Source organism: Novosphingobium sp. BW1, from assembly GCF_008107685.1.
In the GTDB taxonomy this organism is placed as follows: Bacteria; Pseudomonadota; Alphaproteobacteria; order Sphingomonadales; family Sphingomonadaceae; genus Novosphingobium.
In genome coordinates this window covers 99,819-114,470 of record NZ_VIRF01000082.1, presented here as the reverse complement: position 1 = coordinate 114,470, position 14,652 = coordinate 99,819, and the positions used below count along the sequence as shown (strand labels likewise).

General features: G+C 65.1%; 11 protein-coding genes. 6 read left to right on the top strand and 5 right to left on the bottom strand.

What is annotated here, in order from left to right; genetic code table 11:
• Positions 1-6: 6 nt before the first annotated feature.
• Positions 7-2,100 (bottom strand): bifunctional (p)ppGpp synthetase/guanosine-3',5'-bis(diphosphate) 3'-pyrophosphohydrolase, encoded by a 2,094-nt coding sequence (locus FMM79_RS15270; protein WP_148628315.1) that lies wholly within the window; start codon positions 2,098-2,100, stop codon positions 7-9.
• A 345-nt stretch (positions 2,101-2,445) separates the two neighbouring features.
• Between FMM79_RS15270 and FMM79_RS15265 the strand changes: the two genes are divergently transcribed.
• From FMM79_RS15265 to FMM79_RS15255, 3 genes are all read left to right on the top strand, one after another.
• Entirely contained in the window at positions 2,446-2,826 is a 381-nt protein-coding gene (locus FMM79_RS15265; RefSeq protein WP_162528524.1) for a PilZ domain-containing protein, read from the top strand.
• Between the two features lie 278 nt (positions 2,827-3,104).
• Positions 3,105-5,402, top strand: coding sequence for a TonB-dependent receptor (locus FMM79_RS15260; RefSeq protein WP_240339235.1), 2,298 nt, complete (start codon positions 3,105-3,107; stop codon positions 5,400-5,402).
• Positions 5,403-5,497: 95 nt separating this feature from the next.
• Positions 5,498-7,120, top strand: coding sequence for an alkaline phosphatase (locus tag FMM79_RS15255; RefSeq protein ID WP_148628313.1), 1,623 nt, complete (start codon positions 5,498-5,500; stop codon positions 7,118-7,120).
• Between the two features lie 65 nt (positions 7,121-7,185).
• Here FMM79_RS15255 and map read toward each other — a convergent pair whose 3' ends face one another.
• Both map and hemF read right to left on the bottom strand, forming a co-directional pair.
• Positions 7,186-7,995, bottom strand: a complete 810-nt coding sequence (gene map, locus FMM79_RS15250; protein ID WP_256376809.1) for a type I methionyl aminopeptidase — start codon at positions 7,993-7,995, stop codon at positions 7,186-7,188.
• Entirely contained in the window at positions 7,992-8,855 is an 864-nt protein-coding gene (gene hemF / locus FMM79_RS15245; protein ID WP_148628311.1) for an oxygen-dependent coproporphyrinogen oxidase, read from the bottom strand. The genes map and hemF overlap by 4 nt, the downstream gene beginning before the upstream one ends.
• Positions 8,856-8,921: 66 nt before the next feature.
• On the opposite strand from hemF, the gene pdeM reads away from it, so the two are divergent.
• The 3 genes from pdeM to FMM79_RS15230 all read left to right on the top strand — a co-directional run bounded on the left by pdeM (position 8,922) and on the right by FMM79_RS15230 (position 11,118).
• Positions 8,922-9,614, top strand: a complete 693-nt coding sequence (gene pdeM / locus FMM79_RS15240; RefSeq protein WP_148628310.1) for a ligase-associated DNA damage response endonuclease PdeM — start codon at positions 8,922-8,924, stop codon at positions 9,612-9,614.
• A gap of 168 nt (positions 9,615-9,782) precedes the next feature.
• Positions 9,783-10,304, top strand: a complete 522-nt coding sequence (gene infC, locus FMM79_RS15235) for a translation initiation factor IF-3 (protein WP_148628309.1) — start codon at positions 9,783-9,785, stop codon at positions 10,302-10,304.
• Positions 10,305-10,473: 169 nt separating this feature from the next.
• Positions 10,474-11,118, top strand: coding sequence for a trimeric intracellular cation channel family protein (locus FMM79_RS15230; RefSeq protein WP_148628308.1), 645 nt, complete (start codon positions 10,474-10,476; stop codon positions 11,116-11,118).
• A gap of 129 nt (positions 11,119-11,247) precedes the next feature.
• Here FMM79_RS15230 and FMM79_RS15225 read toward each other — a convergent pair whose 3' ends face one another.
• Positions 11,248-12,846: a DUF5597 domain-containing protein gene (locus tag FMM79_RS15225; protein ID WP_240339234.1), complete on the bottom strand. Its 1,599-nt coding sequence runs from the start codon at positions 12,844-12,846 to the stop codon at positions 11,248-11,250.
• 73 nt (positions 12,847-12,919) lie between these two features.
• The gene (locus FMM79_RS15220) at positions 12,920-14,572 is read right to left on the bottom strand and encodes an alpha-L-fucosidase (protein ID WP_148628306.1); all 1,653 of its coding nucleotides are present in this window, start codon (positions 14,570-14,572) and stop codon (positions 12,920-12,922) included.
• Between the last annotated feature and the right edge of the window lie 80 nt (positions 14,573-14,652).

Genomic DNA, 14,652 nt, shown 5'->3' with positions numbered 1-14,652 from the left:
GCGCGCCTAGATACGTTCTGCGTCGGTCACCGCCGCACTTGCCCGTAGCGCCGCGATGATGCGCGTGAGGTGGGCGAGGTCCGCAACTTCGAGATCCGCCTCGTAGGTGCCGAAAGGATCGTCGCGCTGGACCATGTTGAGGCTGGCGACGTTGGCGTGCGCGTTGGCGAAGATCTGCGTGACTTCGGCGAGCGTGCCAGGCCGGTTGTAGAGCACGAGGCGCAGGCGTCCGGTCGCGCCGGTCGTGCGCGAGCCCCAGGACAGGTCGAGCCAGTCCGCATCGACGCCGTTCGCCAGCGTCAGGCAGTCGATCGTATGAACCTCGACCTTGTGATCGGGCCGGCGCAGGCCGACAATGCGGTCGCCCGGCACCGGGTGGCAGCACTTGGCGAGCTCGAAGCCCATCCCTGCGGTCAACCCCTTGATCGAGATAGCCTTCTCGCTCCGGGTCCATTCCGGATCGTCGGGCATGGTCTCGGTGCTGCCCGGGACCAGCGCCTCCATCACCTCGCGGTCGGTCACGTGGGCCGAGCCGATCGCGAACATGAGGTCTTCCTCGTCGCGCATTCCCAGGCGTTCCATCGCCGCGTGAAGCGCCTTCTTGCCGATGCGCTGCGGCAGGCGGGTGACGATCTCGTCGTAGAGCTTGGAGCCGATCTCGGCGACCTCGGCGCGTTCCTTGGCGCGGACCGCACGGCGGATCGTGGCGCGGGCCTTGCCGGTCACGACGAAGCCCAGCCAGGAGAGCTGCGGCTCGGAGCCCGCGCTCTTGATGATCTCCACCACATCGCCGTTGTTGAGGCGCGTGCGCAGCGGCATGTGGCGGTTGTTGATCTTGGCGCCCACGGCCGAACTGCCAAGGTCGGTGTGGACCGCGAACGCGAAGTCGACCGCGGTCGAACCCTTGGGCAGCTGGTGCAGCGCGCCCTTGGGAGTGAAGGCGAAGATGCGGTCCTGGTAGATCGCGAGCTTGGTGTTCTCGAGCAGTTCTTCGGCATCGTGCGTCGAATCGACGATCTCGATCAGGTCGCGAAGCCAGCCGACCTGTCCGTCCGGGCGCGATCCGCCCTGCTTGTAGGCCCAGTGCGCGGCCAGGCCGAACTCGTTCAGGCGATGCATCTCGCGGGTGCGGATCTGCACTTCCATACGCATCGAGTTCTCATAGATGAGCGCGGTGTGCAGCGACTGGTAGCCATTCGACTTGGGCGTCGAGATGTAGTCCTTGAAGCGGCCCGGGATCATCTGCCAATGCTGGTGCAGCACGCCCAGCGCGCGGTAGCAATCGTCCGGGTTCTCGGTTAGGACCCGGAAGGCCATGATGTCGGTGATCTGCTCGAAGAAAACATGCCGTTCCTTCATCTTGCGCCAAATCGAATAGGGATGCTTTTCGCGCCCGGTCACCTCGACCGCGATACCCGCTTCGGCAAGCGCCTGCTTGATCGCCAGCGCGATCGCATCGACCTGCCCGCCTTCCTGGCTGCGGATATGGGCGAGGCGCCCGGTGATCGTCGCGTACCCTTCCGGCTCCAGCTGCTCGAAGGCGAGAAGCTGCATCTCGCGCATGTATTCGTACATGCCCACGCGCTCGGCCAGCGGCGCGTAGATCTCCATGGTCTCACGCGCGATGCGCTGGCGCTTCTCCGGCTTCTTGATGAAGTGGAGCGTGCGCATGTTGTGCAGACGGTCGGCCAGCTTGACGAGGAGGACGCGCAGGTCCTCGCTCATCGCGAGGAGGAACTTGCGCAGGTTCTCGGCCGCGCGCTCGTTCTCGGTCATCACCTCGATCTTGGAGAGCTTGGTGACGCCATCGACCAGCCGCGCGACGTCAGCACCAAAGAGCTTCTCGATCTCGTCCGTCGTCGCCAGCGTGTCCTCGACCGTGTCGTGCAGGAGCGCGGTGATGATCGTCTGCTGGTCGAGCTTGAGCTCGGTCATCAGGCCGGCAACTTCGACGGGGTGCGAGAAATAGGGGTCCCCGCTCGCCCTCTTCTGGGTTCCATGCTTCTGGACCGTGTAGACATAGGCACGGTTGAGCAGGGCCTCGTCGGCCTCGGGCGCGTATTCCTTGACGCGTTCAACTAGTTCGTACTGGCGCAGCATCGTTCCATGTCATGTGAAGATTTTTTTCCGCACGGCAAGCCTTGCCATGCACAGATGCAGTCTTTGCAACCAAATACGTGCGAGGCTTGGGCGGGCCGAAAAGACTACCCCCGTGCAAGGCGCAAATTCAATCGATTTCATAGCAAATGCCCCGGGGCGAGGGTTAACGCTTCGCCAGCATTGCCCTGCGCATCCTCCAGAAATTGAGTGAGGAGGGTCTTGCTGTCCCGGAGCGGCAGACCGATGAGGAGACCGGACACAATGGGAATGCTGGATAGAGAGGCCGCGACAGCGGGTAGGCAGCAGACGCCGGAAGAGAGTGCGATGCAGGCAAGGGGCGGCCGCATGGCCCGCGTGACACGCGCGCCGCGCCACCGCACCTTGATGCGCGCGGTGATGATGCTGCCGGGACTGGACGGTACCCCGGTGATGATCCGCAACGTCTCGGAGCAGGGCCTATGCCTTGCCAGCAAGGACGTGCTTCCCTGCTGCGGCGAAGTGATCGAGCTTGACCTCGCCGGGACTTTCGGCCTCAAGGGCGAGGTCCGCTGGGTGGAAGGCCGCGAGTTCGGCGTGCAACTCTCAGCCCCGCTTGACCTGCACAGAATCGGCCTTGCCAACCAGCGCCGCAATGGCAACATGGCCGGAACTCTGGGCGGACAGGTAGAGACCCGCCTCTTGCGCGCCACACCCAAGGCAGCGAGCGCCCCTCTCTACGCCTGCTGAGGCGCCGCACTCCGGCGCCGTCCTCCTTCACCTCCCGTACACCCACGCAGTCGGTCCTCCGCGTCCGGCTGCGTCTCCGCGTCTGCCGAAGGCACATCCTGGAGCCTGCACGAACACGCTGTTCCCAATTGTAAATTTGCGACAAAGGGCCTGCCCGGCATCGCATACCCTGCCCCGTTTCACGCGGCAGGGTTCGCGCGGCTGTCACAAACACCGGCTAGGGGCTTCCCGCAGGCCACTCCAACGTGTCGCTTAATTCGTGAGGGAACCTTTTGTCCGTGAAACTGTCCGCTGCCTTCTCCGCACTTGTCGCCGGTTCGTCCCTTATCGCGCTAACCTCTGCCGCGCAGGCCGCCGAGGCCGATGGCATTGGCGAAAGCGAGAACGCCATCATCGTCACCACGCAGCGCTACGAACAGCGCGCGCAGGACGTGCCCGTGACCCTCAGCGCGCTCTCGGGCGAGCGCATGGAGGAGATCGGCGTCTCTGAACTCGACGAGCTTTCGGCCTACGTTCCCGGCCTGAACATCCAGGAGCAGAGCGCCAACAACCCGGGCATCGTGATCCGCGGCATCACCTCGGACAGCGGCTCGGCGCAGGCCGCCGCGCGCGTCACGCTCTACTACAACGGCGTTGATATCTCACGCTCGCGCGGGGCCTACCAAGGCATCTACGACATGGAGCGCATAGAGGTCGTCAAGGGCCCGCAGGCGACCCTGTTCGGCACCGCCTCGACCGTGGGGGCGATCTCGATGGTTTCGGCCAAGCCCAAATCCGGTCTCTCCGCCGAGATTTCGGGTGGCTACGGCAACTATAACTATTACGAAGCGGGCGGCTTCATGAATGCCGGCAACGACGTGATCGCGGGCCGCGTCGCGTTCAAATACAAGAACCGCGACGGCTACGTTAAGAACCTCGCGCCCGAGCAGGACGACCTCTACGGCATCAACACGCTGGGCGTGCGCGGATCGCTACGCTTCACCCCGACCCCGGACATCACCGCCGACCTCGTCTTCACCTACGACCGCCAGCGCAACTCGGGCACGCCGTTCCTTTCCCGCTCGCTAGGTTCGACGGCCGTGAACGACGTCTACGGCGATGCGTACCTGGGCGGCTCGCCCAATTCGCAGGAGGTCCTGGGCAAGGACAAGCTGGGCCTCGACCGTGACGTCTATGACGTAAACTTCACCTTCAACTGGGACTTCGCGGAAGGCTGGAGCTTCACTACCGTCAACGGCTACCGCAACTTCGATTCGCTGGAGGTCTTTGACGCCGATGGTTCGGCCGCCTCCTATCTGGAATTCGCCGAGCAGGCCGACGGCTGGCAGTTCAGCCACGAAGGCCGCTTCGCCTATGCGGATGACCAGTGGCGCGCCCACTTCGGCTGGAACTACATGATCGAGGACACGCGCCAGTACGTGCCATTCTCCAGCGAAGTCGGCACCTACCTGCAGTGCACCGCCAACATCATACCTGGCCTTGGCTGCGTCGCGCCCGACAATTCGGTGCCCGCCGCGCTTGCCACCGGCCTTGCCACGGGCGGCCTGATCGAGAGCGCGCCCTATGCCAGCTGGTTCCAGAACGAGGGCCGCAACCAATCCTGGTCGATGTTCGGCGAGGCGACCTGGATCCCGACCCCGACGCTCGAACTCAATGCGGGCGCGCGCGTCCTTATCGAGAAGCGCCGCTCGGGCTATTCGACCTACCAGCCGGTCGCCCCGATCTACGGCCAGCCGCTGCTGCCTTACGCCAACACCGATGGCGAGGTGGTCTACGCCGACCGCAGCTACGCCGCATTCCTGCCGCGCTTCAACGCGCTGCTGCGCGTAACCGACGAGGTAAATCTCTACGCCACCATCTCCAAGGGCCGCCGTTCGCCCTCGGTCCAGGTAACGACGCTCACCGATGCCGACACCGGCGCGCGCTATGCGGGCACCAACGAGGTCGGCAACGAGACCGTGTGGAACTACGAGGGCGGCGTGAAGGTGGCGAGCGGCATCTTCTCCGGCTCGATCGGCGTCTACTACCAGCAATATTCCGACTTCCAGGTCACCGTGATCGAGGCGGGCGGCAACGCGCGCACGATCAGCGCGGGTTCGGCCAGCAACCTGGGCGTCGAAGCCGAAGTCGAGGTGAGCCCCACCTCCTGGCTGCGCGCCTACGCCAACGGTGGCTGGATCGACGGCGGCATCGACAACGATCCCGAGAACGGCAACCTCGCCGGTTCGCGCTTCCGCCTCCAGCCCGAGTGGCAGGCCTCGGCCGGGCTCATCATAGATGCCCCGGTGACCGAGACCGTCGGCCTGTTCCTCTCGCCCAGCGTCACCTACCGCTCGAAGATCTACTTCGAGACACCCAACACCGAGGCGATCAGCCAGCCGGGCGTGACGCTTGCCAATGTGCGCGGCGGCGTGACTTTCGCCAATGGCCAGTACGAAATTGCAGGCTGGGCGCGCAACCTCTTTGACGAGAAGTACCTCCTCGATGCGGGCAACACCGGCGGCGCCTTCGGGCACCCCACCTTCATCCCGGCCGAGCCGCGCACCTACGGCGTGACCGTGAAAGCCCGCTTCTGACGATCCGGCGCGGCCGGGCACAGGACACGTCCCGCGCCCGGCCGCGCCACCCATCCGCGTTTCCCATTAGCCTGCGACACAGGACACTGCCTGCCATGCCTCTCACTCTCGACCGCCGCCTTCTCATCCAGGGCAGCCTCCTTGGCCTCGGCGCCCTGGCGCTGCCGGGGCTGGCCCAGGCGATGACCGCCCAGGGCTTCACCCACGGCGTTGCGAGCGGCGAGCCTTCGGGCAATTCGGTCCTCTTGTGGACACGCTACGTCGGCAGCGGCGAGACCAAACTGCGCTGCGAAGTCGCCGCCGACGAAGCCTTCAGCAAGGTCGTGTCGGGCGGTGAAGTCATCGCCTCAGCCGAGCATGACAACTGCGCCAAGCTGGTCGTCAACGGCCTCGCCCCGGACCGCTGGTACCACTACCGCTTCATCGCGCCCGATGGTTCGATGAGCGATGTCGGCCGTACCCGCACGCTGCCCACCGGCAATGTCGCGCGCTTCGGCATCGGACTGTTCTCCTGTTCGAACATGCCCTTCGGCTTCTTCAACGCCTATGCCCATGCGGCCAGGCGCGACGACCTCGACCTCGTCATCCACGTCGGCGACTATCTCTACGAATACGCGCCCAACGGGTCCTACCCGGCCAAGGCCATGGCGGGCCGCGAGGTTCAGCCCGACCACGAGATCCTGACGCTCGCCGACTACCGCCTGCGCTATGCCTCCTACCGCCTCGATCCCGACCTCCAGGCCCTTCACAGCCGCTTCCCGATGCTGGCGCAGTGGGACGACCACGAACTGGCGAACGATGCCTGGCAGGGCGGCGCGGAAAACCACCAGAGCGAAACCGAAGGCCCCTGGTCGGCCCGCCGCGCCATTGCCGAGCGCGTCTACCGCGAATGGATGCCGGTCTCCGACACCCCCTACAACAGCTTCCAGATCGGCACGCTCGCGACGATCTTCCGGCCTGAAACCCGCGTCTCCGGCCGCGTCGAACAGCTCGACTTCGCCAAGGCGCTCGCGGGCAAGGACGACATCGCCAGGGCCATGATCGAATTTCGCGAAGGCGCCTGGCTGGACCCGGCCCGTACCGTCATGGGCGCACAACAGGAGAAGTGGCTCAACCACGAGATCGCGCAGTCGGTCAAATCCGGCACGCGCTGGCAGGTACTGGCCCAACAGATCGTCATGGGGCCGCTCAAGGCGCCCTCCGAGATGGCCGACATCGCCCCGAACGGCGCCGATCCCAAGGTGCGCCAGGCGCTCATGGGCATCGCGGCGGCCAGCAAGGTCGGCCTGCCCTTCAACATGGATTCCTGGGACGGCTACCCGGCCGCACGCGAACGCCTGCTGCGCGCCGCGCGCGAGGCCGAGGCGAACCTCGTCGTCCTCTCCGGCGACAGCCACAATGCCTGGGGCCAGAACCTCAGCGTCGATGGCACCCCGGTCGGTGTCGAATATGCAGGCCACTCGGTCACCTCGCCCGGCTTCGAGAGCTACCTTCCCTCGGTTGCCCCGCAGAACCTGGCCCGCGCACTGCAAGGCGCCAACCCCGGCCTCGCGCTGTGTGACGCCAGCCGCCGTGGCTACGTCTCGCTCGACCTGAGCGAAGACAGCGTGCGCGGCGCCTGGCACTTCATGAGCACGATCGCCGCGCGCACGACCTCGGGCACGACCCAGGAAGAGCGCGTGGTGAGCTGGGGGGCGCACGCCTTCGCCGCCGCTTGATCGGAAAGTAGAAAAAGGAAGTTCCGAGGGCCATGACCCTCGGAACTTCCCTTTATTTCTTTACCCTAGAACGCCCCTGCCCGCTCCAGCTTCGCCGCCATCGCACGCTCTTCAGGCCGCAACGTCAGCACCCGCATTCCACTCGCCGTTACCGCGACGGTGTGCTCGAACTGCGCGGAGAGGCCACCATCGAGCGTGCGCACGGTCCAGCCGTCCTTCTCCTGCCGCACGCCGCGTCGGCCCTGGTTGAGCATGGGTTCGATGGTGAAGGTCATACCCTCCTCGATCAGGACGCCCGTGCCCGGGCGTCCGAAGTGAAGGACCTGGGGCTCTTCATGCATCTGCTGGCCAATGCCGTGCCCGCAGAACTCGCGCACGACCGAATAGCCTGCCCGGTGTGCGTGGCGTTCGATGACGTGACCGATATCGCCCAGCCGCGCGCCGGGGCGCACTTCCGCAATCCCCTTCCAGAGCGCGGCGTAGGTCATCTCGACCAGCTTGCGCGCGGCCGGATGCACCTCTCCGACAAGGTAGGTCTTGCTGGAGTCGGCGATGTACCCGCCCTTCTCCAGCGTGATGTCGAAGTTGACGATATCGCCATCCTTCAGGACATCGGTATCCTTGGGCATGCCGTGGCACACGACCGAGTTGATCGAGGAATTGAGCACATAGGGAAAGCCGTACTGCCCCTTGCTCGCCGGGCGGGCGCCCAGTTCATCGACGATGAAGCGCTCCACCATAGTGTCGATTTCCAGCGTGGACTTGCCCGCCAGCGGCGTACGGTCAATCAGCCCGAAAACCGAAGCCAGTAGACGCCCGGCCTCAGCCATGAGATCGACCTCCCAAGGTGCCTTGCAAAAATCCTGGCGGCTCAACTCCAGGTCGCCTCGGGCGGCAGGCTCATCAGGATTGCATCGATGTTGCCGCCGGTCTTCAGGCCGAATAGCGTGCCCCGGTCATGGACAAGGTTGAACTCGGCGTAGCGTCCGCGCCATTCCAGTTGCTGCGCCTTGTCGGCAGGCGTGAAGTCCATCCCCATGCGGCGGCGCACCAGCTTGGGGAAGATAGCGAGGAACGCCTCGCCCACCGCCCTCGTGAAGGCGAAATTCGATTCCCACATCGCCTCGTCGGCGCATTCCAGGTGATCGTAGAAAATCCCGCCCACGCCCCGATGCACCTTGCGATGGGGAATGTAGAAGTACTCATCCGCCCAGGCCTTGAAGCGCTCGTAGTAGTCCTCGCCATGCGCGTCGCAGGCCGCCTTGAAGGCCAAGTGGAATTCGTGTGTATCCTCATCGTAGGGCAGCGGCGGATTGAGGTCCGCGCCGCCCCCGAACCAGGCCTTGGTCGTGGTGAGGAAGCGGGTATTCATGTGGACCGCGGGCACATGCGGGTTCGCCATGTGCGCAACAAGGCTGATGCCTGTGGCCGAAAATTCCGGGCGCTCCACCGAGGCGCCGTTGATCGAGCCTGCGAACTCCTTGCCGAACGCGCCGTGGACGGTGGAGATGTTGACCCCCACCTTCTCGAACACCTGCCCCTTCATCAACCCGCGCGTACCGCCGCCGGTCTCACCCTTTTCATCGTCGACCGCATCGCGCAGCCAGGGCGTGTACTGGAACGAGGCCTCGCTGCCGGCTTCGCGCTCGATCGCCTCGAACTCGGCGCAGATCTGGTTGCGCAGGGTTTCGAACCATTCGCTGGCGCGGCGGGTGTAGGGGGCCCAATCGGTCATAGCTGTCCTGTTTCTCGTTGTGGGCACGCGCTTGCCAAATCGGACCGGACACGGCAAGGGAAAGCCATGGTTCCCTTTTCGTTCTGCACACAGGAAATGGTCCTGCTGGAAGGCTCCGGTTCGCGCCCCGGTGCGCTGTACTGGCCGCGCGAGGATGCGCTGCTTGTGGCCGACCTGCATCTGGAGAAGGCCAGTTTCTATGCGCGCAGCGGACAGATGCTGCCACCCTACGACAGCCGCGAGACGCTGGAACGTCTGGCGCAGGCGGTGCGCCGGACCGGCGCGCGCCGGGTCTTCGCGCTGGGCGACAATTTCCACGACAGTGCGGGACCGGAGCGGCTGGAGCCGCACGCGGCGGGCATGCTCGATGCCCTTACCCGCGCGCTCGACTGGGTCTGGATCACCGGCAACCACGACCCCGAGCTGGGAACAGCGGCGGGCGGCACCTGCGTGCCAGAGATACACGTCTCGGGCATTGCGCTGCGCCACGAAGCGCGCGCCAACGTCACCGAGCCCGAACTTTCCGGCCACTTCCACCCCCGTCTGGAAGTAACCGCGCGGGGGCGCCGCATCCGCCGCGCCTGCACTGTAGCGAGCGAAACCCGCCTCATCCTTCCCGCCTTTGGCGCGCTCACCGGAGGCATGCCAGCCGACGATCCCGCGATCCTGGGCGCGCTGCAACCCGCTCAGGCCATCGATGCCCTGATCCCGGCGCAAAAACGGCTCGTTCGCTACCCCCTCTGGCGAAAAGCGGCCTGATTGCCTATATAGGTAAACAAGGCCGGGTCTCCGGCCGGGGCATTCATTGTGGAACGTTTGGAAAATCGCACTTTGCGCGAGGCGACGATTCGCATTAAGGACGCCCGCATTCGCACGATTTCAGAGTAACGACTCAGGAGAACGCATATAGCACCCCCACCCCGGCGCATGATGGCGCCACCGGTCAAGAGCGGACCGCGCTACAACAAGTTTATCCAAGCCGACAAGGTCCGCGTGATCGACGAGAACGGCGAGAATGTTGGCGTCCTTTCGACGCGTGACGCAATCGAGCGTGCGGCCGATGTCGGCCTCGACCTCGTGGAAGTGTCGCCCAACGCCGATCCGCCGGTGTGCAAGTTTCTCGATGTAGGCAAGTACCGCTACGAGGCCCAGAAGAAGGCCAACGCAGCGCGCAAGACCCAGAAGACGCAGGAGATCAAAGAGGTCAAGATGCGTCCGAACATCGATGACCATGACTACGATGTGAAGATGCGCAACGTACAGCGCTTCATCGAGGCGGGCGACAAGGTGAAGGTCACCCTGCGCTTCCGTGGCCGCGAACTCTCGCACCAGCAGCTGGGCATGAACCTGCTGCGTCGCGTGCAGGAAGGCGTCGCGGAGATCGCCAAGGTCGAAGCCTATCCGCGCATGGAAGGCCGCCAGATGCTGATGGTGCTCTCGCCCAAGTAAGCATCTTGGGCCTTCGCGCCACGAACTTCCGGAAGGCGCCCCGACAGGGGCGCCTTCTGTCGTTTCAGGGTGGGTGAGTTTCTCCGTTACGAAAATTCCTTCGGACAACGCACCTCCTGCGGGTCGCCCCCTATTCCCCCCCGCAGCCGGGCGTGTTTAAGGCTAGGTGATGCCTGTTGCCACCCAACTCGTCCCCGCTGAACTCGTTCTCGTCGGACCGATCCTCGACATCGTAAACTACACCGGGATTGCCGTGTTCGCGGTTTCAGGCGCGCTCGTCGCGGCACGCAAGAACCTCGACATCATCGCCTCGATCTTCTTCGCCACCGTCGCCGGGATCGGAGGAGGCTCGCTGCGCGACGTCTTCACGGGCGTTCAGGTCAACTGGATCCTCTCCCCGGCCCCGTTGGTGCTGTGCATCGCGGTCGGCGTCCTGGTCTGGCTCTTGCCCACCCGCATCTGGCCCGAGCGTGCGCTGGAATGGTTCGATGCGGGCGGCCTTGCCGCTTTTGCGGTTTTCGGCACCGGCAAAGCGCTGAGCCTGGGCGCAGCCCCCCTTCCCGCGGTGGCCATGGGGGTGATGAGCGCGTGCATGGGCGGCGTCATCCGCGACGTGGTCGCCGGCGTCCCCTCGATCCTCCTGCGCAACGAACTCTACGTGACCGCCGCATTGCTGGCGGCGGGCGTGTTCCTGGGCCTGACCATGGCGGGACTGTCCTCTGGCCTCGCGACGATCCTTGCCACGCTATGCGGCTTCTCCCTGCGCGGCGCGGCAATCCATTGGGGACTGCGGCTTCCGCGGCACAAGGGATAAAATCCAAGGGGCCATCGCCCCTTGGCCCCATAATGTCGACCTCACCTCTCCCAGCAACCGTGGCGCGCGGAAGGTGAGGCAGACAGTTTGGGGAGCCCGAGGGCAATCGCCTTCGAAAAAGCCCTTTTCTTAACGGATCGGATAGGTCGCGAGCTTCACGTGCAGGATCTGGTTCGCGGCCGTGAAGTTGAGTCCCCAGTCGACCTGGTCGCCGTTCCACACCCGCTCGAAGACCCAGTTCCCCGCCGCGTCGTAGTGGCCCTGCTCGACGCGACCGAGGATAAGATTCGCGCGGGCCGGGTCCGCCATCTCGAACGTCACGCGCGCAAAACGGCCGGTGACAAGGTATTCATCGGGTGCGATTTCGGCGATGGCCGCACCGCCCTTGGGCCAGTCATTGCCCTTAGCGTCCCCCATACCCCAGTCGCCGCGCCCGAAGCTGACCTCGGCCTTGTAGCGCCCGAGGTCCAGGACCTCGCGGTGTTCGCCCGCCGGGTCTTCGGGCTCAGCCGCGCCCCAGGTCTTGCCCGCAAAGGCCCACTTGGCCCAGAGCCGATCAAGCCCCTCGAACAGGGCGTAGTTGGCGGAGAATGGCTCCAACGCCGTGTCGTTCAGCTTCGAAGTCACGGGAAAGCTCGGCAAATAGCGCAGGCGGTCAATCCCAAAGGGCGACCAGCCGATCGCACCACGCCCCATCGCTTCGAAAAAGAAACGCGCATACTCCTTCGCATGCCCCGTCTCGGGCACGAAAAGCGCGTTGTCGGAGCGGTCGTACCTGTCGAGGAAGCCCAGGTAATCCTTGTGCTTGGTGGTGTAGATGTCGGGACCGACAAGGTCGAGATGCGGGGCGGCCGCCTTGTAGACGTCGACCACGGTGTTGGCCGGGCCGCCGCTCGCGTAAGTATTAGGATCTTGCCAGTCGAAGGGGTTGCCGGTCAGCGCGGCGTTCGCGTACATCGGCAACGGCTTCACCGCCTTGCCTGCGGCAGCGACCGCATCAATGTAGCGCGCGACGTGCCAGGAGTGGAAGTAGAGTTCGGCGTCGCGCCCATAGAGCTCCTGCCAGGTCCCCTGCGGCTTGCCCGTACGGTGGCGCAGGGCCTCGGGAACGGGAGCAGCAAAAGCCTTCTCGGCCGCAGGCGAATGGTCACGGGCAAGACCATAGGTGCCTGGCTCGTTCTGGACCTGCACCATAATGACCGTGTTCTGCGGATCGGCCTCCTTGAGGTGGCGCATCAGGGCGGCAAAGGCGCGGCTGTCCGCCTCCAGCGTCGCCTTTGCAAATGGCGAGAGGGCATAGTGGAAGGTACCATCGGCCCGGCGCATGCGCGGGAAGCGGTCATTATCCAGCTTCACCCAGGCCGGCGCGTACTGCGGGTTGGTGTTCTTCCAGGTCGCAAACCACAGGAGGACCAGGCGCACATCGTGTGCGCGGGCTTCGTCCAGCAGCGTATCGACAGCGGAGAAGTCGAACTGCCCCTCCTCGGGCTCGATCTGCTCCCAGCCGATGGGGGCCTCCACGGTATTGACGTGCATCGCCTCCATCGCGGACCAGACACCGGGCATCGCGGCGGGCCACGAACTGGAGTTGTTGATCTGCGCGCCGAGCATCAGAAACGGCGCGCCATCGACCATCAGGGCGTGGCGCCCGTCCTTCGTGGCGATCCGAGGCAACTCTTCAGCGCCTGCCATGGTGGGCAGGACAGACAGCGCCAGGACGCTTGCCATTCCCAAGCCGCAACGAACCATTCGCCGAAACATCACTCTCTTCTGCCTTTCTATTCCGTGCCTACCGGCGCGCTCAGACGAGCCCCGACCCCTCGATCTTGAGCACCGGCACGAAAAGGTCCCCCGGTACCAGGTCGATGTGCAGCGCGTCTGCGTCCTGGCGGAAGCTCACTGGGCCACCGCCCACCTGCGTTATCCGCGCCATCCTCCCCTTACCTGCCTGCGCCAGCGCGCGGCGGCCGAGCGCCCGGACCTGAAGCGGCGCATCACCTGTCGCCAGCACGAAGAGGTAGAGCACGCCATCCTTGGTCGTGAAGCGCACGTCGCCCGGCACGAAGCCTTCAAAGCCCCCCTCGTTCTGCATGCCGACCTGAAGCTGGGTCGGCCCCTCGCCGTAGACGTGCCAGGGGCGCGAGCCGTAGACCGCCTCACCGTTCACCGCGAACCATCGCGCGAGATCGTCGAGGATCTTCTCTTCCTCGGCATCGATGGTGCCATCGCCGCGCTGGGGCACCGACAAGAGCAGGTTGCCATTCTTGGAAATGACGTCGGCAAGGCGCTGCACCACGGCGGCGGCGGGCACATAGCTCTTGTTGGTAAAGCGCGCGCGGTTGTAGAACCAGTCCCCCAGGCAAGTGTCGGTCTGCCAGGGCTCGTCCCAGAGATGGTCGGTGAAGCCCCGCTCGACATCCTGCACAAGCCCGAAGCGCGCGCGCGGGGTCAGCTGCTTGGCGGTCAGCACCACGTCGATCTTGCCGTGCCATTCGAGCGAACGGTTATAGTAGTCCGCCGCTGCGGCAAGGCCATAGGGCCCGAAGGGCAGCTCGTAATTGTCCATGTAACAGAAATCGGGACGGTACTTCGCGACCAGGTCCATCTGGCGCAGCAACCACTGGCGCGCGAAGGCGGTGTCACCGGGCGGCACGGTCTCAATCCACTCACCGTCGTGCGCGTCATGCCAGGCGTTCATGGCCGCGATGGTCTCGATGCCGTCCGGCGCGACCATGTGGCGACCGGTATAAAGATCCTGCGGATCAAGGCCCTCCCACCAGGTGCCCGCACCATCCTCCTTCGTCAGCCGGTACGCGTCGTAGCGCTTCCCGGCGCGAGGTCCCTCCGGATCGTAGGCGTAGGCAGGCTGGTACCAGTGCCAGGCATGCGAGGTGTGGTTGGAGACACCAAACTTGAGGTTCGCACGGCGAGCGGCCTTTTCCCAGGTCCCGACCACGTCGCGCCCCGGCCCGACCCGCAGCGAGTTCCAGCCATGGTGCGCGGAATCGTAGCAATCAAGGTTGTCGTGATGGCAAGCGAGGCTGACAAAGTACTTCGCGCCCGCCTTCACGAAGCGGCCCATCAGCTCTTCGGGATCCCACTTGTCCGCGGTCCAGCGCTTCTGGACCTCCATCATGCCGGTATCAGCGGGATGGCCATAGGTGCGCAGATGGTGCTCGTACATGGGGTGGCCCTGCATGTACATGAAGCGGCCGTACCAGTCGCCCTGCTCGGGCACCGACTGCGGGCCCCAGTGCGACCAGATGCCGAACTTAGCGTCGCGAAACCAGTCGGGATAGCGGTAGTTTGCCACCAGCGAGTTCCAGCTCGGCTCGACCGGCCCCGGCTTCGTCGCAACCTGCCCCTGCGCGGAGCCGGCCAGTCCGGCGAGACCGCCAGCACCAAGGGCGGTGCCGAGGAAGGCCCGGCGCGAGGGATGAAGTCCCTTCAGCATGGCACGCAGCGCTCCATGGCGTTGCTGTTACGGCGCGGTGTGGTCATGCCTATGGCTCTCCCTGAAATGGTATCGCTACC